Below are 20,928 nucleotides of genomic sequence, written 5' to 3'. Positions count from 1 at the left end.
ATTCGGGCCGCTGCATGCCAGCAGCACGGGATCAAACCAGCAGCGTTGCACCTGCCCAGGCAATCAGCACAACGCCCAGCACGCGGCCGACCTGTGCGCCGCGTGGCAGGATCTTCTCCACAAAAACGACCAGGGACAGAGCGGCAATCCAGACGAGATTCATGATGCCGCCCACAAACAGCAACGCCATCAGCACCCAGCAGCAGCCTACGCAGTACGCGCCGTGGCGCATGCCCAGCAAGAAGCTGCCTGCAGCGCCAGGGCGCCAATGCGCGGTCAGGAAGCCTACCGGCGAGCGGCACTGCGCCAGGCACGTGCGCTTGAGCGCAGAGAACTGATACGCCCCCGCCGCTGCTAGCACTATTGCGGAGAGCACCGCGCTCTTTGACCACAGCATCATTTGTGAAATGAGGCCCGTCGGCTGCAGCGCCATCTGCAACGATGCCGCACCCACGGAAAAGGCGAGCCACGCAGTCTGGTAACCCGCCAGAAGACACACCGAGAGGATTGCCGACCTGGATTCGGCCGTGCCGTGGTGCCGTAGAACACGCCGATACAGCAGGATGAGCGGCGCCGCGCTGGGCGTCATCATCGCGGTCATCATCACCCACCACATCAAGGCCACGGTCGACAGCGATGTATCCATGCCGCCGATGGCGCCCGGCAATCGATGCGGAAACAGCGTGAGTGCCGTCATGTCGAGTGCAGACATCCCCATGCCTGCACCCGTCCACAGATACCACCACGACAACGCGACGACGGCGACGATGCCGAGCGCCGTGATGATGCGCTCGCGTTGGAGGACGCTTTCGAGGCCGCTCATGCAGCGGTGCGATGCCGAATCGGTCCCTTGTTGTTCAGGTGCAGTCGCGCGAATTGCCCGTAGGAATGTTCGAGATCCAGCGCGATGTTGCCCTGTGAGTGGCTTGTGGCGGAGCCCACCTCGGCCAGTTCGTATTCGAAGCCGTGCGGCAGATCGATGCGGGCACGGTGTTCGGCGCCCGTTACCGGATTGCGGATCGGTTCGCCAACGGTATCGAATACACCATCGACATGAATCCGGCCACGTCGGGCATCGACATCGACGTCGTAGTCGATCTGCGTGAAGATCGGATCGAATACCTGCTCAAACGTCGACGCGAATACCGAAAACATCGTCGCGAACGGTTCGGTATCTTGCCCTGCCATGATTTTCAGGATGGCTTCGCGTTGCGCTGGGGTGGCGCGCTCGTCGACGATCGGCTGACATCTGCCTTTGCCTTCGTGGATGGGGCCGGGCCAATGCAACAAGACCGCGATCTTCACGCCGTCGAGTTGCACATCGCCGTGGTAGCCGCGGTCGATCGAGATCGCGCCCATCGCTTCGCAGATACCTTTGGTTGGCAGCGCGTTGAACTGGCACGGGCAACCGTATGAGCAATTGCAGTTGATGAGCTCAGTCCCTTGGATTTCCCACGGAGTCATGGTGGTTCTCCCGGAGCTTCCAGGCGCGTGCGCGCCTGACGCGCGTCGTCGTCGGACGACGGATTGCGTGGCTTGAATCTCGGGCGGCTGGCTTATGGCGTGCGCACGTTCCACGCATAATCAGACCCTAGTGCACGGCGAGGGGAAGTCAAGACAGGGATTGGGGCACATAGGCGATTGGCCCCGGCTGCATCTTGTGGCGCCAGGCTTGGTGCATCCGCGATGCATAAGCGCGAAGCCGTTGCGGCTGTTCGGGCAGCGGATGCTGCCTTGCCAGCGATACGGAACGCGCCGGCTGCAATGGCAGGAGGCGCGCCTGGCGCAGCGTCTTAAAGCGCCTCGCGCGTGACCAGGAATACCTGGTCTTCGCCGGCGCTTGTGGGCAGCCAGACCAAATCAAGATCGGGGAACGCCGCTTCAACATTTTCACGCTCGTTGCCGATTTCCACCACCAGCACGCCGTGCGGCTTCAGATGGCGTGGTGCGTCGGCCAGAATGCGACGCACGATGTCCATACCGTCGGTGCCGCCTGCCAGGGCCATGCGCGGCTCGGCGTGGTATTCCGGCGGTAGTGCCTGCATCGACGTCTCGTTCACGTACGGCGGGTTCGTCAGAATCACGTCGTAATGCACGCCCGGCGGCAGCGGCGCATACAGATCGCCTTCGTGCAGGCGGATGCGCTCTTCCAGGTGGTAATCCGCGACGTTGCGATTGGCCACCACCAGTGCGTCCGGCGACAGGTCCACCGCGTCGATGGTTGCATTGGGCCACTGCAGCGCAGCCAGGATCGACAGGCAGCCTGAACCGGTGCACAACTCCAGCACATCGGTCGGGCCGTCCTCCTGATCAATCCACGGCTCCAGCCCGTCTTCGAGCAATTCGCCGATGAAGCTGCGCGGCACGATCACGCGTTCATCCACGTAGAAGCGCATGCCGTGCATGAACGCTTCGTGCGTGATGTAGGCGGCGGGCACGCGGTCGACGGCGCGGCGCTCGATCACCTTCAGCACGGCAGCGACTTCTTCGGGCAGCAGGCGCGCGTCCATGAACGGCTCCAGCGTGTCGATCGGCAGATGCAGCGTGTGCAGGATCAGGTATGCGGCTTCGTCGTAGGCGTTTTCGCTGCCATGGCCGAAAACAAGGCCGGCGGCGGTGAAGCGCGACACGGCAAAGCGCAGCAGGTCGCGAACCGTCGTGAACGGGTGGGAGGCGGGCAGGGTAGGCGTGGTCATGGGTGGCGTGAAATGTGGCTCAGCGTGGGGTGGCAGCGAGCAGGTCGACGTAGGCTACGTCGAGCAGGTCGGATTCGGCAATGCCGAGGGAGTGCATCAGTTGATGGGCGATCCTCACACCGTCGTCTTCGGATTGCGTATCGTGCAGCACGACCTCAAGCTCGACGAAATCGCCGAGGTCTTGCACCGCATCCACATGAATGCGCGTCTGACCGGCGAGATACAGCTGGCGCACCTTGATGACGCGGCCGGCGGTGCCGATGGCGGCGGCCAGCGTGTCGCGCAGGGCGTCGGGCGCAGTGGTCGGAACGATGTGGTAGTTCGACACGCGCGGGCCGGCGCTGTCAGCGCGGAAGTAGTGGATCAGCTCGCCGCGCTCGGGCGAGAACTGCCGCAGCTTCAGGCGTCCGTTCGCACAGGCGAAAAACGTATCGTCCTGGTCGATGCGTTCGGGGCCCGAATCCGCAATGGCAGCCGCGCGCTCAATGAGGGCTGCCACATCGCGCACATGCGCCTTGATCTCGACGTTGCGCGCCATATGGGCAACCTCAGGCGATCAAGGTTTCCAAGACGCGGCGATACACGTTTTTCAGCGGCTCGATGAAAGCCACCTCCACGTGTTCGTCGATCTTGTGGATGCTCGCATTCGGCGGCCCGAACTCGATCACCTGTGGGCAGATCTTGGCGATGAAGCGGCCGTCCGACGTGCCGCCCGTGGTCGACAGCTCGGTGGTCACGCCGCACTCGGCCTGGATGGCGGAGGAGAGGGCTTCGGACAGGTCGCCGCGCTCGGTCAGGAAGGGCTCGCCGCCCAGCGTCCAGTCGAGCGTGTAGTCAAGGCCGTGCGCGTCGAGGATGCTGTGCACGCGCGCCTTCAGCCCGTCCGGCGTGCTCGCGGTCGAGAAGCGGAAGTTGAAGTCGATCGTGACATGGCCGGGAATGATGTTCGTCGCACCCGTGCCGCCATGGATGTTCGACATCTGCCACGTGGTCGGCGGGAAGTATGCATTGCCGTCATCCCACTTGGCGGCAGCGAGTTCGGCCAGCGCCGGGGCAGCCAGGTGGATCGGGTTCTTGGCCAGGTGCGGATAGGCAATGTGGCCTTGCACGCCATTGACCGTGAGCTTGCCCGACAGCGAACCGCGTCGCCCGTTCTTCACCATGTCGCCGAGCGTCGACACCGACGTCGGTTCACCGACCACGCAGTAATCGAGGCGCTCGCCGCGCGCGCGCAGCAGGTCGCACACCTTGACGGTGCCGTCGTGCGCCGGGCCTTCTTCGTCGCTGGTGATCAGGAAGCCGATCGAGCCGGCGTGGTCGGGATGCTTGGCAACGAATTCTTCCGATGCCACCACGAAGCCTGCAATCGACGTCTTCATGTCTGCCGCGCCGCGCGCGTAGAGCTTGCCGTCGCGGTGCGTGGGTTCGAACGGATCGGAGTGCCATTGCTCAACCGGGCCGGTGGGCACCACATCGGTGTGGCCCGCAAAGACGAGCAGCTTGCCATCCGTGCCAGCCCGGCCGCGCTTGACGGCCCACAGGTTGGTCACGCGAAAGTGGTCCGGGCCACTGACCACGGTTTCGCATTCGAAGCCGGCAGCGGTCAGGCGTTCGATCAGCACGTCCTGGCAGCCCTTGTCTTCGGGCGTGACAGAGCGGCGGCGGATCAGGTCTTCGGTGAGGGCAAGCGTGGGCAGCATGTTCGACATGACGACGGTCACGGTGATGTTGTTGTGGTTAGAACAGGGCGGTGTACTGATCCGCCGAGAAGCCGACGTTGACGGTCTTGCCGTGCACCAGCACCGGACGCTTGATCAGCGATGGGTTGGCCTGCATCAGCGCGATGGCGCCAGCCTCGTCTTCGGCACGCGTCTTGTCGGCATCCGACAGGGCGCGCCACGTGGTGCCCTTGCGATTGAGCAGCGTGGTGAGCGGCACATGCTTGAGCCAGCCGGCCAGCATGTCGGCGCTCACGCCCTGCTTCTTGAAATCGTGAAAGGTGTAGGCAACGCCGTTCGATTCGAGCCACGTGCGGGCTTTCTTCACGGTGTCGCAATTGGGGATGCCATGCAGGGTCGTCATGGTGGGATTCGCTATCAGTGTCGAGAGGCTTGCAGGGCAAAGGAGAGGGCTGCAACGGCCAGTGCAAAACCGACAGACGCCAGCCACGTCATGCGCTTGAGGCGGCGCTCCAGCCGCGCGGCTTCATCGCGCAGGGCGTCGATGGTGATGGCGTGCTGTTCGGCCAGCAGCTTGACGGATTCGGCCTGCTGCAGGATCGCCGCTTCCAGCTCGGCAATCCGTGTATTCGGGTCGGGCACGGCGCCCTCTGCGCGGGCAGCGTCGGCGCCGGTCTTCTTGCGGTTCTTGAACTTGTCGATGGTCTTGTTCGCCTGCTCCAGGATGGTTGGCAGCAGCGACAGGACAGTACCGATGGTGTTTGGATCCAGACCCATGATGCGTTGGCGCAGCTTGCCGAAGCGGGTGCCGATGGCATTGCGTTCGGACATGGCTGCGCTTCAAGTGGTTGGCATGCCTGCAAGCCTAGCAGGCATGCCTTGCGCTGGCGCTCAGTCGCCGCGCAGCAGCTCGTTCAGGCCAACCTTGGCGCGCGTCTTCGCGTCGACCTTCTTGACGATCACCGCGCAGTACAGACTGTGCGTGCCATCCTTCGACGGCAGGTTGCCCGCCACCACCACCGAGCCCGCGGGAATGCGGCCGTAGCTGACTTCACCGGTTTCGCGGTCGTAGATCTTGGTCGACTGGCCCAGATACACGCCCATCGAGATCACCGAGTTTTCTTCGACGATCACGCCTTCGACCACTTCCGAGCGCGCGCCGATGAAGCAGTTGTCTTCGATGATGACCGGGTTGGCCTGCAGCGGCTCCAGCACGCCGCCAATGCCCACGCCGCCCGACAGGTGAACGTTCTTGCCGATCTGTGCGCACGAACCGACGGTGGCCCACGTGTCGACCATCGTGCCTTCGTCAACATAAGCGCCGATGTTCACGTACGACGGCATCAGCACGGCATTCTTGGCGATGAACGAGCCACGGCGCGCCACAGCCGGCGGCACCACGCGGAAGCCGCCAGCGGCAAAGTCTTCAGCCGTGTAGTTGGCGAACTTGCTCGGCACCTTGTCGTAGAACTGCGTAAAGCCACCAGCAGCCATCGGGGCGTTGTCTTCCAGGCGGAACGACAGCAGCACGGCCTTCTTGATCCACTGATTGACGATCCACTCGCCGTCCTTCTTCTCGGCCACACGCAGCGCGCCACGATCGAGCTGGCCGATCACGTTGGCGACGGCTTCACGGACATCGGCCGGAGCGGCCTTGGGCGACAGGTTGGCGCGGTCTTCCCACGCTTGATCGATCAGGGATTGCAGTTGTTGCGTCATGGCTGTGTTCGCTCTAGGAGAAATTCGAAAAAGGGTAAGGGGTCAGCGCTGCTGGCAGAACTCGACGATGCGGCGGGCGCCTTCCAAGCATTCGTCCACGCCGGCTACCAGCGCGATGCGCACATAGTCCTGGCCCGGATTCGTGCCGTGCGCCTCGCGAGCGAGGTAGCTGCCCGGCAGCACGGCGACGTTCTTGGCCGCCAGCAGTTGGCGTGCGAATTCAGTGTCCGACAGACCTGTGCGTTTTACGTTGGCCCACAGGTAAAAGGCTGCGTCGGGCAGGGCCACGTCCAGCACCTCGGCCAGCATCGGCGTGACCTGCTGGAACTTCTTGACGTACTGCGCGCGGTTGTCGCGCACGTGGGCCTCGTCGTTCCACGCAGCGATGCTAGCGGATTGCACCGACGGGCTCATCGCGCTGCCGTGATACGTGCGATACAGCAGGTAGGCCTTGAGCAGCTTGGCGTCGCCGGCCACGAAACCGGAGCGCATGCCCGGCACGTTGGAGCGCTTGGACAGGCTGGAGAACATCACCAGGCGGTCAAAGCCGCGGCCCAGCTGATGCGCGGCCTGCAGCGCGCCCAGCGGCGGGTTGGCCTCGTCGAAATAGATTTCGGAATAGCACTCGTCCGAGGCGATGACGAAGCCGTATTCGTCGGATAGCGCGAAGAGTTGTTTCCAGTCTTCCAGCGTGAGCACGGCGCCGGTCGGGTTGCCCGGGCTGCAGACGAACACGAGCTGCACGTTGCGCCATTCTTCCGGCGTGATCGCCGCGAAATCGGGCGCGTAGTTGCGCGCCGGGTCGCTGTTCGCGAACAGGGGCGTGGCGCCGGCCAGCAGCGCCGAGCCTTCGTAGATCTGGTAGAACGGGTTCGGGCACAGCACGCGCGCGCCCGGCTTGCTGCCGTCAATCACGGTCTGCGCGAACGAGAACAGCGCCTCGCGCGAGCCGTTGACCGGGATGACCTCGGTGGCCGGATCGACCTTGGGCAAGCCGTAGCGGCGTTCCAGCCATGCGGCGATGCACTGTCGCAGTGCATCGGAGCCGAGCGTCGTGGGATAATTCGCCAGCCCGCCGAGCGCTGCCGTCAGCGCGTCTTTCACCAGGGCCGGCGTCGGATGCTTGGGCTCGCCGATGCCGAAGCTGATCGGCGTATGGACGGCGCTGGGCGTCACGTCCTTGACGAGCGCTTTCAGTTTCTCGAACGGATACGGCTGCAGGGCAGACAGGCGCGGATTCACGGTGTGGGGCGGCGGTGTTGGGCTGGTCAGCGGGCAAGCTTGGCGCTTGCCGGGAAGCCCGAAATTATACGGCCAACGTGTGCTTGCCGCGTGGCCAGTCACCTCGGACATTGCAGGAAGCGGCGGATTCCCGCCGTTTTTTTATTGGTCACATGACAACGATTGCTTCTTCGGCGCCCTCAGCGGATAGCGCCAGCCACCACGAACCGCAATGGGCGGCGGCACTCTTCATCCTCCTGGGCGCGTCGGTCTGGGGCATTTCCTGGTATCCGTACCGCCTGCTGGCCGGCTGGGGGCTTGGCAGCATGCTGGCTTCTTCGATGACGGGCGCGGCTGCGGCCGTGCTGGCTGCGGTGGTGCTGCGTCGTCACTTTGGAACGTTCCAGTGGTCGTGGCTGATTCCGGCGCTCGGGATAGCGGCGGGTATCACCAACGCGGGCTTCGTCTGGGGCACGGTGCACGGCACCGTCATGCGGGTGCTGCTCCTGTTCTACCTGACGCCCGTGTGGACGGCCCTGCTGGCGCGCCTGTGGCTGCACGAGCGGCTGGGCTGGCGCGGCGGTGTGCTGCTCGCGCTGGCGCTGTCGGGCGCGGTGATGATGCTGTGGTCGGGCGAGGCCGGCACGCCGTGGCCGGGCTCAGCGGCGGAATGGGCAGGGTTGATTGCAGGGCTCGCTTTTGCGTGCAACAACGTGCTGTCGCGCTTGGCGGGGCAACGTCACCCGACCATGCGCCCGGAAATGCGCACCGTGGTTGTCTTCACGGGCTGCGCGCTGGTGGGCTTTCCGGCTGCGCTGCTGCTCGATGGCGTGCACGCGGTGCCGGCTGCTTTTTCGCAGGGCAATACGTGGCTGCTGCTGGTGGGCATGGCCTGCGTGCTGGTGGGCGGCAATGCGATGGTGCAGCGCGGCCTGCAACGCTTGCCGGCCAATCGCGCGGCGCTGCTGATGCTGTTCGAAATCGTGGTGGCGGCCGTGTCGTCGGCGCTGCTGACGGCGGAACGCCTATCCCCCCAGGAAATGGCGGGCGGAGCGTGCATCATCCTGGCGGGCGCATTGTCGGGGCTGTCGCGGCGCAAGTAGGCTGCCGGTGTTTCGCAAATCAACCGAGGAGTTGCGGATGTTGCTTCGCTCGATTTCCACGGCGCTGACGGTTGCGCTGTTAATGGCCGCAACGGCCGTGCACGCTGCTTCCGCAGAGGCTGGCCCCGTGTATGGCCCCCGGCTGGAAGGCTTCGATTACCCGGCCCCGGTCAAACTCTTCAAGTTCGAGTCGCAGGGTAACGCGCTGGAGATGGCGTACCTGGACGTCGCGCCCAAGCAGCCGAACGGTCAGGTGGCCGTGCTGCTGCACGGCAAGAACTTCTGCGCCGCCACCTGGGAAGGCACGATCGCCGCGCTGACGGGTGCCGGTTACCGCGTGATCGCACCGGATCAGATCGGTTTCTGCAAATCGAGCAAGCCGCGTTCGTATCAGTACACGTTCCAGCAACTGGCCAGCAATACGCATGCGTTGCTGGCCTCGCTTGGGATCGAGCAGGCCATCATGATTGGCCATTCGACAGGCGGCATGCTGGCGACGCGCTACGCGCTGATGTATCCGAACGCGGTGTCCCGGCTCGTGATGATCAACCCGATCGGCTTGGAAGACTGGAAGGCCAAAGGCGTGCCGTCCATGACCGTCGACCAGTGGTTCGCGCGCGAGAAGCAGACCACCGCCGAGCGCATCCGCGCCTATGAGCAGTCCACGTACTACGCCGGGCAATGGCGCGCGCAATATGAACCGTGGGTGCAGATGTTGGCTGGGATGTACCGCGGCCCGGGGCGCGATCTGGTGGCGTGGAATTCCGCGCTGCTGTACGACATGATCTACACACAGCCCGTCGTCTATGAGTTCGGCCAGTTGCGCCCGTGGACGCTGCTGCTCATCGGCCAGAAAGACACCACGGCCATCGGCAAGGACGCAGCCCCGCCGGAGGCGCGTGCGCAGCTTGGTCATTACCCGGAGCTTGGGCGGGCGGCGGCGAAGGCCATTCCGCGCGCCACGCTGGTGGAATTCCCCGATGCGGGCCATGCGCCCCAAATCCAGGATCCTGATGCGCTGCACAATGCGCTGCTCGAATGGCTCACCACGCCGGAACGTTCGCGCACGCGCCGCCCGGACTGACGCTATTTGTCACGAAGGCGAAACTGCTTACAAATTTGCAGCAATTTGCTCTCTTGCGCGGCAAATTTCGTCCATTTTTGTAGCGATTTGATTGGCGGGAGCACCGGGTGCGAATGGTATGATGGCGCCATCCGCGCCCCTGGGCGTGCCTTGTCACTTCGCGCTCCACGGCGCAGATGTGATGACAAAGGCGCGTTCCTTGGGCGCCCGCTTTATCCCCTTTTCTGATCCCTTCGAGACGAACACAACGTGCGCCTCTCTTCGATCAAGCTCGCAGGCTTCAAGTCTTTCGTCGATCCAACCAATTTTCATGTTCCGGGCCAGCTTGTCGGCATCGTTGGCCCGAACGGTTGCGGTAAATCCAATATCATCGACGCCGTGCGCTGGGTGCTCGGTGAGTCACGCGCTGCGGAACTCCGTGGCGAATCGATGCAGGACGTCATCTTCAACGGTTCGACCCAGCGCAAGCCGGCTGGCCGGGCCAGCGTCGAACTCGTCTTCGACAACGCGGAAGGCCGCGCCGCCGGCCAGTGGAGCCAATACGCCGAGGTGGCGGTCAAGCGCGTGCTGAGCCGCGATGGCACCTCGTCGTACTTCATCAACAACCAGGCGGTGCGCCGCCGCGACATCCAGGACATCTTCCTCGGCACGGGCCTTGGGCCGCGCGCCTACGCCATCATCGGGCAGGGGATGATCTCGCGCATCATCGAGGCCAAGCCCGATGACATGCGCATCTTCTTGGAAGAAGCTGCGGGCGTGTCGAAGTACAAGGAACGCCGCCGCGAAACCGAAAACCGCCTCTCCGATACGCGCGAAAACCTCACGCGCGTGGAAGACATCCTGCGCGAACTCGGCTCCAACCTCGAAAAGCTCGAAGGTCAGGCCGAAGTCGCGCAGCGCTTCCAGACACTGCAGGCCGACGGCGAAGAGAAGCAGCACCTGCTGTGGCTGCTGCGCAAGCGTGAAGCGCAGGGCGAGCAGGAACGCCATCAGCGCGCCATCGAACAGGCGCAGATCGACCTTGAAGCGCAGACCGCACAGTTGCGCCATATCGAGGCCGAACTCGAAACGATGCGCGTTGCGCATTACGCGTCGTCGGACGCGATGCACGCCGCGCAGGGTGCGCTGTACGAAGCCAACTCCGAGGTCAGTCGCCTGGAAGCCGAGATCCGCTACGTGGTGGAATCGCGCAACCGCATCCAGCAGCAGATCGCCACGCTGACCGCGCAGCAAGAGCAGTGGCATACACAGGGCGAGCAGGCGCAGGAAGACCTTGCCGCGGCCGAGGAAGAGTTGGCCATGGCCGAGGAGCGCGCCGCGCAGGCCGCCGAGGACGTTGCGCGCAAAGCCGACGAACTCCCTGGCATGGAAGCGCAATGGCGCGATGCGCAGACCGCGCTGAACGATCAGCGCGCTGCGATCCTGCAATCGGAACAGGCGCTCAAACTCGAAGCCGCGCACCAGCGCAATGCCGACCAGGCCTTGCTGCAGCTTGACCAGCGCCGCGAACGTCTGACGCAGGAGTCATCCGGCCTCGATAAGCCGGACGACGTGCAGCTCGAAACGCTGCGTGCCGAACTGGCTGAACAGGAAGAGGTGCTGGCCGAAGCGCAAGCCGCGCTGGAAGACGCCGAGACGCAGGTGCCGCAGCTCGACGAGGCACGCCGTGCTGCGCAAGACCGCGTGCAATCGGAAGCCGCCACCATTGCCAGCCTGGAAGCCCGCCTTGCGGCACTCAAGCAGTTGCAGGAGAGCGTGCAGACCGACGGCAAGGTTCAGCCATGGCTGGCCAAACATGAACTGAGCGAGCTGCCGCGCTTCTGGAAGAAGCTGCAGATCGAGCAGGGTTGGGAGCCGGCACTTGAAGCCGTGCTGCGCGAGAAGCTGGGCGCGCTCGAAGTCTCCAATCTGGACTGGATCAAGGCGTTTGCGGCCGACGCGCCGCCCGCCAAGCTGGCCTTCTATGCGCCGCCGCCGGCAGCGCTTCCGGTGGAGGCGCCGGCGGGGTTGCGTCCGCTGATGTCGCTGGTCCAGGTAGCGGAGCCGGGCATTCGCGCCGTGCTGCAAGACTGGCTGGCCGACGTCTATATCGCCGACGATATGCAGGCTGCGCTCGCTGCGCGCCAGACGCTGCCGGAAGGCGGCACGTTTGTCATCAAGGCAGGGCACTTGATTGGCCGGTCATCCGTGCAGCTGTACGCGCCCGATTCCGAACAGGCCGGCATGCTGGCTCGCGCCCAGGAAATCGAGAACCTGCACAAGCAGGTGCGTGCGCAGATGCTGCTGGCCGACGAAGCCAAGAGCGCTGCCGTGCGCGCCGAAGCGGCCTACAGCCAAGCGAGCCAAAACCTCACGCAGGTGCGCGCCCGCGCCGAGCAGGCCACACGCCGCGTGCACGTGCTGCAGATGGACGTGCTCAAGCTGTCGCAGGCGATGGAGCGATACAACGCGCGTAGTGGCCAGATCGACAGTGAGTTGGATGAGATCCGCGCGCAGATCGAAGAGCAGCGTGCCATCCGCGCGGAATCCGAGGCGACGTTCGAGCAGCACGATGCGGCGCTCGCCGACATGCAGGCGCGCTTTGAAGACAGCCAGCAGGCGTTCGAGGCACTCGAAGTTCGCCTGAGCGATGCGCGCAACGCGTTACGTGACCAAGAGCGCGGCGCACAGGAAGCGCACTTTGCCGAGCGCAATCTGCAGAACCGCATTGCGGAACTGAAGCGCAACATCCAGGTGGCGAGCGATCAGGCGCAGCAGATCGTGCTGACGCTGGAGAACGCGCGCGCCGAGTTGGAAACCATCAACGAGCAGACTGCGCACACCGGTTTGCAGGAAGCGCTGGAGCGCCGTGCCGAGAAGGAAGAAAAGCTCGCGCTGGCACGCATGGAATTGGATGCGCTGACGGCGCAGCTACGCACACATGACGAGCAACGCCTGACTGCCGAGCGCGCCCAGCAACCGCTGCGCGATCGCATTACCGAACTGCAATTGAAGGAACAGGCCGCGCGCCTGAACCAAGAGCAGTTCACCGAGCAGCTCACCGCTGCCAACGTGGACGAAGCCGTGCTGGCTGAACGCCTGACGGGCGACCTGAAGCCTTCGTACCTGCAAGGTGAAGTCACGCGCATCAACAACGCGATCAACGCGCTCGGCCCGGTCAACATGGCCGCGCTCGACGAGCTGGCTGCGGCGCGCGAGCGCAAGGGCTTCCTTGATGCCCAATCGGCCGATTTGACCGACGCCATCACCACGCTCGAAGACGCCATCCGCAAGATTGATCAGGAAACGCGTGCGTTGCTGCAAGGTACGTTCGACCAGGTCAACTATCACTTTGGTGAACTGTTCCCGACACTGTTCGGCGGCGGCCAGGCCAAGCTGATGATGACCGGCGAAGAGATTCTCGACGCGGGCGTGCAGGTGATGGCGCAGCCGCCGGGCAAGAAGAACTCGACGATTCACCTGTTGTCGGGCGGCGAAAAAGCGCTGACTGCGATTGCGCTGGTGTTTGCGATGTTCCAGTTGAACCCGGCCCCGTTCTGCTTGCTCGACGAGGTGGACGCGCCGCTGGACGACGCCAACACCGAGCGCTACGCCAACATGGTCAAGCGCATGTCCGACAAGACCCAATTCGTTTTTATATCTCACAACAAGATTGCGATGGAAATGGCGCAACAGCTCATCGGTGTGACCATGCAGGAACAAGGTGTGTCCCGGATCGTGGCAGTGGATATGGATGCCGCACTGACCATGGCGGAGGCAGCATAAATGCAGGACAACAACCTGGTGATGGCCCTGCTGGGCGCCGGCGTGGTGTTTGTGCTGGTGATCGTTGTGTACAACCAGTGGCAGATCCGCAAGGCGCGGCGTCCCGAGGCGTACAACCCGCCCGCCGACGAGACCCCGCGCGGCGACGGTTGGACCGAGCGCGCCGAGCCCGCCCTGGGTGGCGAGCGTGAGGAACCCAACCGCGTTGAACCGCGTCTTGAGCCCGGTTTCTCGGCGAAGACGCACATTCCCGCCACGGGCAGTGCCGACACCGAAGCCGGCGTGATCGGCGCTGAGCTCACGCCTTCGGGCGACGATGCCGTGCTCGAAGCCGCCGAGACGGAAGAGGTTGCCGAACCTGCCCCGGGTTCGCTGGAGCCGGCCAATGGCGTGATCGATCCGCTGATCGATTGCATCGTGCCGCTGCATCCGGATCGTGAAGTGTCGGGCGACCGGCTGCTGCCGGCGCTGGCCAAGCTGCGCCGCGCAGGCACCAAGCAGATCCACGTGGAAGGTTTGAACCCCGCCGCCAATGCATGGGAAGCCATTCGCGCCGGTCAGCGCTACCTCGACGTGCAAGTGGCCGTGCAACTGGCCAACCGCACCGGCCCGCTGAATGCGCTGGAGTTCTCGGAATTCATCAACGCGATCGATCCGCTGTCGGAAGCGGCCGATGCCGTGCCGGAACTGCCGGACATGAACGAGACGATCTCCAATGCGCGCGAACTCGACGCGTTTGCCGCCGAGTGCGATGTGCAACTGGGCGTGAGCGTGATCTCCGACGGTGCGCCCTGGTCGGCCGCGTACGTGCAGACGGTGGCCACGCAAGACGGCCTTGTGCTCTCGCGCGACGGCACGCGTTTCACGCGCTTCCATGCGGGCGCCGATGGTGTGCAGCGCGCACTGTTCACGCTGCAGTTTGGCGACACCAATTTCCTGCGCGATGACCTGACCGTCAAGGCCGGCCGCCAGATCACGCTGCTGCTCGATGTGCCGGTGGCGGAAGAGCCGAGCAAGCCGTTCAAGCTGGTGTGCGAATACGCCTACACGCTGTCGCAGCGCATGGGTGCGCAGGTGGTGGATGACAACCTGCGTCCGCTGACGGAGCAATCGTTCGTCGCTATCCAGAAGCATCTGCGCGTGCTGTATGACAAGCTGGAATCGCGCGGCATCCCGGCCGGTTCCAGCACCGCGGTGCGCTTGTTCAGCCACTGACGGACGCACGATGAGCAAGACTGCAGAACCCGCGTCCGGTGCCACGTCCGAGGCGCGGGCAGCTTGGCTGCGCGCTGAGCTGAACCGCTACGCCCATGAGTATTACGTGCTCGACCAGCCCAGCGTGCCCGACGCTGAATATGACCGGCTCTATCGCGAGCTGGAAGCGCTGGAAGCTGAACATCCCGAGCTGAAGACGCCGGACTCGCCCACGCGGCGGGTCGGCGGGGCGGTTCTGCCCGAATTTGCGGCGGTCAGGCATGTCATTCCCATGCTGTCGATCCGCACTGAGACCGACACCACCCCCAACGGCGCCCGCGCGTTCGACACCAGCGTACGCCGCGAACTGGGCCTCGATGACACCGATCCGCCCGTCGAATATGCCGCTGAGCTGAAGTTCGATGGCCTGGCGATCAACCTGCGCTACGAGCGCGGTTATCTCGTGCAGGCGGCTACGCGGGGTGACGGCACCACAGGCGAAGACGTCACGCAGAACATCCGCACGATCCGGCAGATTCCGCTGGGCGTGCATCCGCTTGATGGCGTTGTGCCCGACGTGCTCGAAGTGCGCGGCGAGGTCTACATGCGCCGCGACGATTTTGAAAAGCTCAACGCCCGTCAGCGTGAGCGCGGCGACAAGACCTTCGTCAACCCGCGCAATACCGCGGCCGGTGCTGTCCGCCAGCTCGATCCGAAGATGGCTGCGGAGCGCCCTCTGTCGTTCTTCGCCTATGGCCTGGGCGAGGTGGTCGGCTGGAAAGGCATGCCCGACACCCATTCCGGCATGCTCGATGCGCTGCAGGCATTTGGTTTTCCGGTCAGCTCGGAGCGCGCGGCTGTGAAGGGAGGAGACGGGCTCGTCGAGTTCCATGAGGCCATTGGCGCCAAGCGCGACAGCCTGCCGTTCGATATCGACGGCGTGGTCTACAAAGTCAATTCGCTCGCGTTGCAGCGCGAACTCGGTTTTCGCACGCGCGAGCCGCGCTGGGCAGTTGCGCACAAATATCCGGCGCAGGAAGCGCTGACCACCGTCGAGTCCATCGGCGTGCAGGTCGGCCGCACGGGCGCCATCACACCGGTGGCGCGGCTGGTGCCGGTGTTTGTTGGCGGCGTGACGGTCACCAACGCGACGCTGCACAACGAAGACGAAGTACGCCGCAAGGATGTGCGCATTGGCGACACTGTGATCGTGCGCCGCGCGGGTGACGTGATCCCCGAGGTGGTGGGCGTGGTGCTCGATCGCCGCCCGATGGATGACGTGCCGGGCAGCGACTTGTTCAATCCGCAGCAGCGTCCGAAGTACCCGCCGTTCGAACTGCCGAAGACGTGCCCGGTGTGCGGCTCGCACGTCGTGCGCGAAGAGGGCGAGGCGGTGGCCCGCTGCTCAGGCGGGCTGTTCTGCTCGGCACAGCGAAAAGAGGCGATCCGCCACTTTGCTGGCCGCCGCATGATGGATATCGAAGGCCTGGGCGAGCGTTACATCGACAACCTGGTCGAACTGGACTACGTACACGGCATCGCCGACCTGTACAAGCTCAAGCTCGAAGATTTCCTGGAGATGAAGCGCCGCGCCGATGAGCGCGATGGCGCGACACCGGAAACCGTCGCCGCTGGCAAGATCGCCACTAAGTGGGCTGAGAATCTGCTGGAGGGTATCCAGGCCAGCAAGACGCCGCCGCTGGCGCGCTTCCTGTTTGCGCTGGGCATTCGCCACGTGGGCGAATCCACCGCCAAGACGCTTGCGGACTGGCTCGGCAGTCTTGCCATCATCCGGCGGGCGCCGGCACCGTTGCTGCTGGCGCTGCCCGACGTGGGTGCCACGGTGGCTGAAGCCATTGCCGATTTCTTTGCCGAACCGAAGAATCAGCAGGCGCTGGATGCGCTGTTGGAAGCCGGCGTCGCCCCGCAAGGCGAGCATGCGCCCAACGCGAAGCTGCGCGAGAAACTGGAGCCGGTTGAGCTGTACGCCACGCTTGGGGTGCCCAAGCTGACAGCCGCGCGTGCTAAGCAATTGGCTGTGGCGGCGCCGACGCTAGTCAAGTTGGCCGGCGTGGAGCCTGATCAGTTGGCCGGGCTGCCGGCGGATGTGTCCGCGTCGCTGCTCGAATGGCTGGGCTCGCACGACCATCGCGCGCAACTGGAGCAGCTCGACGCGCTGCGCGACGAGCTGCTTGCCGCCATGCCGGCTGAAGCCACCGAAGAAGGCGTGCTGGCCGGCAAGACGGTCGTGTTGACCGGCACATTGCCCAACCTCACGCGTGACGAAGCTAAGGCCATGCTGGAAGCGGCGGGCGCCAAGGTATCGGGTTCGGTGTCGAAGAAGACCGACTATGTTGTCGCCGGAGAAGAAGCCGGCAGCAAGCTCGCTAAAGCCGAAGAATTGAACGTGAAGGTTCTGGACGAAGCGGGTATGCTCGCGCTGTTAAAAAAACCGGCGGGAGACCAGGCATGATCCGAAACATCCTCAAGATGGGCGACAGCCGTCTGCTGCGCGTGGCCAAGCCCGTCGAGCGTTTCCACACGCCCGAACTGACGGCCCTGATCGAAGACATGTTCGACACCATGGATGCGGCGCGGGGTGCCGGTCTGGCGGCGCCGCAGATCGGCGTGGATCTCCAAGTCGTCATCTTCGGGTTCGATCGCAACGATCGTTATCCGGATGCGCCGGCCGTGCCCAAGACGGTATTGATCAACCCCACCATTGAGCCGCTTTCGGACGAGATGGAAGACGGCTGGGAGGGCTGCCTCTCGGTGCCGGGCCTGCGTGGCGTCGTGCCGCGCCATACGCGCCTGCGCTATACCGGCTTCGACCAGCACGGTCACGCCATCGACCGCATTGCCGAGGGCTTCCACGCCCGTGTCGTGCAGCATGAATGCGATCACCTGCAGGGCGTGCTGTATCCGATGCGCGTGAAGGATTTCACCCGCTTCGGCTTTACCGAAGTGCTGTTCCCGGAATTGCCCGCCAATCACGACGACTGATCGAGACTGCGGGAGCGTCGCACCTGCGGGGGCGGGTGGACGCATGTTTCATCCACCACGGAGACGATATGAAGCGCGATGGTTTGAGGGGCTGGCGCCGGCTGGCGCTTGGGGTCGCCATGACGGCGATGCTGGGGTTGGCTGCGTGCGCGGGGCCGCAGGCACCCGAAACCACGGCGGCCGCACCGGCTGCCCAGAAGCCTCAGGGTCCGGTCTGGCAACGCGTGCATCTGGGCGCGGATGCCGTGGCCTACGATTTCCTCGTCTACGCCAACCATCCGCTCGATGGCGATCTGAGCGGCATCCGCGAAGTCGTATTCATGCAGCACGGCCTGCAGCGCAACGGCAACGATTACTACACCGCGGGCGCCGATCTGCTCCAGGCCAGCGGCCGCAACCCCGACGAAGTCCTTTTGATTGCCCCGAACTTTCCCGGTACGCCCGATGAGGGCAAGGGTTTCGACGGCATGCCGGTGTGGTCGGTGGATGGCTGGATCGGCGGCTTCAACGCCACCAACGCGCCGTACACGGACCTGAGTTCGCTCCAGGTACTTGATGACCTGATCGGCTACGTGACGGACCCGGCGCGTGCGCCCAACGTCAAGCGCGTAACGGTGGCAGGCCATTCGGGCGGTGGCCAGATCGTGCAACGCTACGCCGTCCTCAACAACGTGGACGAAGCGATCCGCAAGCGTGGCATCGATCTGCGCTACGTGGTCGCCAATCCGTCGTCATATCTGTACTTCACGCCGGAGCGTCCGCGCGGCAAGGGCTTTGCACGCTACAGCACCAGCGTTTGTCCGGACTATGACCACTACAAGTACGGCATGGTCGACATGGTCCCGTATGCCGCTGGCAAGACCGGCCGGCAGTTGTTCAACCGATATGCGCAGCGCCACGTGACCTACTTGGCCGGCACGAGCGACAACGATCCGAACCACCGCGTGCTCGACAAGCTCTGCGGTGCCGAGGCCGAAGGCCCGACGCGCCTGGATCGCGCACGCAACTACTGGCGCTACGAGCACCACATGGCGGGGCGCAGGCGCGTCAACCACCAGGCGCACGAAGTGGTTGGCGTTGGCCACGACCAAGCGAAGATGTTCGGCTCGCGCTGCGGCGCGCAAGCGGTGTTTGGCATGCCCGCATCGGCCAACACCACCGGGGCCGCCTGCCAGGCTCCGCGTCTGTAACCTGGACGGCAGGCATAAAAAAACCGGTCAGCGCGCAATGCGTTGACCGGTTTTTTCATTGGGGCAGAGGCAGCCTCAGAACTTCTCGAACGGCCCCAGGAAGCGCCACTGGCCGACCGGCAGGTCGCCCAGCACAATGCTGCCCATGCGGATGCGCTTGAGGCCTACCACCTCCAGTCCCACCTGTTCGCACATGCGGCGGATCTGGCGTTTCTTGCCTTCGCGCAGCACGAAGCGCAACTGCTCTTCGTTCTGCCAGCTCACCTTCGCGGGCTTGAGTTCTTCGCCGTCGAGCGACAGGCCAAAGCGCAGCTTCTCCATCAGCTCTTCCGGGAAGACCTTGGAGATATCGCGCTCAACCAGGCCGTTCGGCGAATCCCACACCACGCGCACCAGGTATTCCTTCTCGACCGTCGAATCCTCGCCGATCAGGTGGCGCGCCACGCGTCCGTCCTGCGTCAACACCAGCAAGCCGGTGGAGTCGATATCCAGTCGGCCGGCCGGCGCCAACGCCCGGCGTTGCCAAGGCGCGAAGCGCTTGCGCGTGGGGTCGCCTTCCCATTGGTTTTCCGGCACGAATAGCGAAACGGCAGGCTGATAGCCGTCTTCTGCCTGGCCCGAAACGTAGCCGACCGGCTTGTGCATCAGCACGGTCACGCGCTCGCCTTGCTCGGAGCGCGCCGACTGATGGATTTCGATGATCGCATCCGGCTTGACGCGCGAACCCAGCTCGGTGACGGGCTCGCCATCCACCAGCACCCAGCCGCGCGGAATCCATTCATCGGCCTCGCGGCGCGAACACAGACCCAGTTCGGACATGCGCTTGGACAGGCGGACCAAACCACTCGACTCCGTTTGCGGTGCCTGACGGGGTGCGCGCTCTTCAGCATGGCGCGGAGCGCGTTCCTCGCGTTCACGCTCTGGCCGTTGCGGACGTGTCGGACGATCTTCGAAGCGGCGCGGCGGCTGGTCGTTGTCAAAGCGTCGCGGCGGGCGTTCGTCATCGAAACGACGCGGAGGACGGTCATCGCCATAGCGGCGCGGCGGCCGTTGCTCATCGTCGAATCGGCGCGGCGGGCGCTGGTCGTCACCGTAACGGCGCGGCGGACGCGCCTCGTCAAAGCGTCGCGGAGGACGTTGGTCGCCATCACGACGGGGCGCGCGTTGATCATCGCCATAGCGTCGCGGGCGTTCGTCGTCGAAACGACGGGGCGGGCGTTGCTCATCGTCGAATCGGCGCGGCGGGCGCTGGTCGTCACCGTAACGGCGCGGCGGGCGCGCCTCGTCAAAGCGTCGCGGAGGCCGTTGGTCGCCATCACGACGGGGCGCGCGTTGATCATCGCCGTAGCTTCGCGGGCGTTCGTCGTCGAAACGACGACGGGGCGGGCGTTGCTCATCGTCGAATCGGCGCGGCGGGCGCGGGTCGTCACCGTAACGGCGCGGCGGACGCGCCTCGTCAAAGCGTCGCGGAGGACGTTGGTCGCCATCACGACGGGGCGCGCGTTGATCGTCGCCTTGGCGGCGCGGGCGTTCGTCGTCGAAACGACGGGGCGGCCGTTGATCGTCGCTGAACTTGCGCGGCGGGCGTTGCTCATCGTCGAATCGGCGCGGCGGGCGCGGGTCGTCACCGTAGCGTCGCGGCGGGCGCGCCTCGTCAAAGCGTCGCGGCGGGCGTTGATCGCCCTCACGACGGGGCGCGCGTTGATCGTCGCCTTGGCGGCGCGGGCGCTCGTCATCGAAACGACGGGGCGGGCGCTGATCGTCAAAGCGTCGCGGTGGGCGGTCATTGTCGAATCGGCGTGGAGGGCGCTCGTCGTCGAACCGGCGAGGCGGCCGATCTTCGAAGCGTCGCGGCGGGCGCTCGTCGTCAGCGCGACGGGGCGGCGGCCGCTGGTCGTCGTTGAATCGACGCGGAGGACGCTCGTCATCAAAACGACGCGGTGGGCGATCGCCTTGTACGCGGCGCGGCTTGGCGTCGCGCGTCTGGCCGTCGTCGTCGCGGCGCGGAGGACGTGCGGGGCGGGGCGGCTTACCGGCACCATCTTCCGGCTTGGGGCGGCGCTGCGACGGGCGCAGCGGCTGGCGCAGCGGCTGGCGCTCGCGGTTCAGGTCAGACGAGCGCAGCGGCTTGCCTGTGGAACGTACGGCATTGCCTTCGTCGTCTCGGCGCACGCCGAGCGTGGCACGCTTGCCCGGGCGGGTGGCGCGCTGAGTCGGGTCGCTGGCGCCGCGCTTGTCGTCGTCGCCGGGGAAATCATCGGAATCGGTAGTCAT

General features: G+C 64.9%; 17 protein-coding genes. 7 read left to right on the top strand and 10 right to left on the bottom strand.

The genetic code is table 11. The annotated features are described in order from the left end of the window. Positions 1 to 31: 31 nt before the first annotated feature. From DOD19_RS07865 to dapC, 9 genes are all read right to left on the bottom strand, one after another. A complete protein-coding gene (locus DOD19_RS07865; RefSeq protein ID WP_112185007.1) occupies positions 32 to 823 on the bottom strand; it encodes a DUF2182 domain-containing protein in 792 nt (263 codons plus the stop codon). Next, entirely contained in the window at positions 820 to 1,464 is a 645-nt protein-coding gene (locus DOD19_RS07860) for a DUF1326 domain-containing protein (RefSeq protein WP_112185005.1), read from the bottom strand. Before DOD19_RS07860 ends, DOD19_RS07865 begins: the two co-directional genes overlap by 4 nt. Before the next feature lie 329 nt (positions 1,465 to 1,793). After that, positions 1,794 to 2,696 (bottom strand): 50S ribosomal protein L3 N(5)-glutamine methyltransferase, encoded by a 903-nt coding sequence (gene prmB, locus DOD19_RS07855; RefSeq protein WP_112185003.1) that lies wholly within the window; start codon positions 2,694 to 2,696, stop codon positions 1,794 to 1,796. Positions 2,697 to 2,715: 19 nt separating this feature from the next. Beyond that, positions 2,716 to 3,234 (bottom strand): class IV adenylate cyclase, encoded by a 519-nt coding sequence (locus tag DOD19_RS07850; RefSeq protein WP_112185001.1) that lies wholly within the window; start codon positions 3,232 to 3,234, stop codon positions 2,716 to 2,718. A 10-nt stretch (positions 3,235 to 3,244) separates the two neighbouring features. Then, entirely contained in the window at positions 3,245 to 4,396 is a 1,152-nt protein-coding gene (dapE, locus tag DOD19_RS07845) for a succinyl-diaminopimelate desuccinylase (protein ID WP_024975810.1), read from the bottom strand. 37 nt (positions 4,397 to 4,433) lie between these two features. Next, positions 4,434 to 4,778, bottom strand: coding sequence for an arsenate reductase (locus DOD19_RS07840; protein ID WP_112184999.1), 345 nt, complete (start codon positions 4,776 to 4,778; stop codon positions 4,434 to 4,436). A 14-nt stretch (positions 4,779 to 4,792) separates the two neighbouring features. Next, positions 4,793 to 5,206 carry a hypothetical protein gene (locus tag DOD19_RS07835; RefSeq protein WP_112184997.1) on the bottom strand — a complete coding sequence of 138 codons (414 nt, stop codon included), beginning with the start codon at positions 5,204 to 5,206 and terminating at the stop codon, positions 4,793 to 4,795. A 60-nt stretch (positions 5,207 to 5,266) separates the two neighbouring features. Next, on the bottom strand, positions 5,267 to 6,094 hold the full coding sequence (dapD, locus tag DOD19_RS07830) for a 2,3,4,5-tetrahydropyridine-2,6-dicarboxylate N-succinyltransferase (protein WP_024975807.1): 828 nt from the start codon (positions 6,092 to 6,094) through the stop codon (positions 5,267 to 5,269). A 42-nt stretch (positions 6,095 to 6,136) separates the two neighbouring features. Next, complete coding sequence (gene dapC, locus DOD19_RS07825; protein WP_112185975.1) at positions 6,137 to 7,336, bottom strand: succinyldiaminopimelate transaminase; 1,200 nt, start codon at positions 7,334 to 7,336, stop codon at positions 6,137 to 6,139. 152 nt (positions 7,337 to 7,488) lie between these two features. Between dapC and DOD19_RS07820 the strand changes: the two genes are divergently transcribed. The 7 genes from DOD19_RS07820 (at position 7,489) to DOD19_RS07790 (ending at position 18,654) form a co-directional block, all read left to right on the top strand. Continuing rightward, positions 7,489 to 8,418: a DMT family transporter gene (locus DOD19_RS07820; protein ID WP_112184995.1), complete on the top strand. Its 930-nt coding sequence runs from the start codon at positions 7,489 to 7,491 to the stop codon at positions 8,416 to 8,418. A 37-nt stretch (positions 8,419 to 8,455) separates the two neighbouring features. Next, positions 8,456 to 9,502, top strand: a complete 1,047-nt coding sequence (locus tag DOD19_RS07815; RefSeq protein ID WP_024975804.1) for an alpha/beta hydrolase — start codon at positions 8,456 to 8,458, stop codon at positions 9,500 to 9,502. A gap of 249 nt (positions 9,503 to 9,751) precedes the next feature. Then, a complete protein-coding gene (gene smc, locus DOD19_RS07810; protein WP_112184993.1) occupies positions 9,752 to 13,267 on the top strand; it encodes a chromosome segregation protein SMC in 3,516 nt (1,171 codons plus the stop codon). Beyond that, complete coding sequence (locus tag DOD19_RS07805; protein WP_024975802.1) at positions 13,268 to 14,482, top strand: cell division protein ZipA C-terminal FtsZ-binding domain-containing protein; 1,215 nt, start codon at positions 13,268 to 13,270, stop codon at positions 14,480 to 14,482. A gap of 10 nt (positions 14,483 to 14,492) precedes the next feature. Continuing rightward, positions 14,493 to 16,934, top strand: a complete 2,442-nt coding sequence (gene ligA / locus DOD19_RS07800) for an NAD-dependent DNA ligase LigA (protein WP_112184991.1) — start codon at positions 14,493 to 14,495, stop codon at positions 16,932 to 16,934. Next, complete coding sequence (gene def, locus DOD19_RS07795; protein WP_024975800.1) at positions 16,931 to 17,464, top strand: peptide deformylase; 534 nt, start codon at positions 16,931 to 16,933, stop codon at positions 17,462 to 17,464. Before ligA ends, def begins: the two co-directional genes overlap by 4 nt. A 68-nt stretch (positions 17,465 to 17,532) precedes the next feature. Then, positions 17,533 to 18,654: a hypothetical protein gene (locus tag DOD19_RS07790; protein ID WP_112184989.1), complete on the top strand. Its 1,122-nt coding sequence runs from the start codon at positions 17,533 to 17,535 to the stop codon at positions 18,652 to 18,654. A gap of 75 nt (positions 18,655 to 18,729) precedes the next feature. Here the strand turns inward: DOD19_RS07790 and DOD19_RS07785 are convergent, their stop codons facing one another. Then, positions 18,730 to 20,928, bottom strand: a complete 2,199-nt coding sequence (locus DOD19_RS07785; RefSeq protein WP_112184987.1) for a pseudouridine synthase — start codon at positions 20,926 to 20,928, stop codon at positions 18,730 to 18,732.

Origin of the sequence: Ralstonia sp. GX3-BWBA (assembly GCF_003290055.1) — a bacterium.
GTDB classification, from domain to species: Bacteria; Pseudomonadota; Gammaproteobacteria; order Burkholderiales; family Burkholderiaceae; genus Ralstonia; species Ralstonia holmesii.
The sequence above is the reverse complement of the archived record's forward strand: the minus strand, read 5'-3'. Positions and strand labels throughout refer to the sequence as shown.

Excerpts from the sequence above, each read along its gene's own strand:
- DOD19_RS07865 (WP_112185007.1), bottom strand. The coding sequence starts at position 823 with ATGAGCGGCCTCGAAAGCGTCCTCCAACGCGAGCGCATCATCACGGCG.
- DOD19_RS07860 (WP_112185005.1), bottom strand. The coding sequence starts at position 1,464 with ATGACTCCGTGGGAAATCCAAGGGACTGAGCTCATCAACTGCAATTGC.
- prmB (WP_112185003.1), bottom strand. The coding sequence starts at position 2,696 with ATGACCACGCCTACCCTGCCCGCCTCCCACCCGTTCACGACGGTTCGC.
- DOD19_RS07850 (WP_112185001.1), bottom strand. The coding sequence starts at position 3,234 with ATGGCGCGCAACGTCGAGATCAAGGCGCATGTGCGCGATGTGGCAGCC.
- dapE (WP_024975810.1), bottom strand. The coding sequence starts at position 4,396 with ATGCTGCCCACGCTTGCCCTCACCGAAGACCTGATCCGCCGCCGCTCT.
- DOD19_RS07840 (WP_112184999.1), bottom strand. The coding sequence starts at position 4,778 with ATGACGACCCTGCATGGCATCCCCAATTGCGACACCGTGAAGAAAGCC.
- DOD19_RS07835 (WP_112184997.1), bottom strand. The coding sequence starts at position 5,206 with ATGTCCGAACGCAATGCCATCGGCACCCGCTTCGGCAAGCTGCGCCAA.
- dapD (WP_024975807.1), bottom strand. The coding sequence starts at position 6,094 with ATGACGCAACAACTGCAATCCCTGATCGATCAAGCGTGGGAAGACCGC.
- DOD19_RS07820 (WP_112184995.1), top strand. The coding sequence starts at position 7,489 with ATGACAACGATTGCTTCTTCGGCGCCCTCAGCGGATAGCGCCAGCCAC.
- DOD19_RS07815 (WP_024975804.1), top strand. The coding sequence starts at position 8,456 with ATGTTGCTTCGCTCGATTTCCACGGCGCTGACGGTTGCGCTGTTAATG.
- DOD19_RS07805 (WP_024975802.1), top strand. The coding sequence starts at position 13,268 with ATGCAGGACAACAACCTGGTGATGGCCCTGCTGGGCGCCGGCGTGGTG.
- ligA (WP_112184991.1), top strand. The coding sequence starts at position 14,493 with ATGAGCAAGACTGCAGAACCCGCGTCCGGTGCCACGTCCGAGGCGCGG.
- def (WP_024975800.1), top strand. The coding sequence starts at position 16,931 with ATGATCCGAAACATCCTCAAGATGGGCGACAGCCGTCTGCTGCGCGTG.
- DOD19_RS07790 (WP_112184989.1), top strand. The coding sequence starts at position 17,533 with ATGAAGCGCGATGGTTTGAGGGGCTGGCGCCGGCTGGCGCTTGGGGTC.
- DOD19_RS07785 (WP_112184987.1), bottom strand. The coding sequence starts at position 20,928 with ATGACTACCGATTCCGATGATTTCCCCGGCGACGACGACAAGCGCGGC.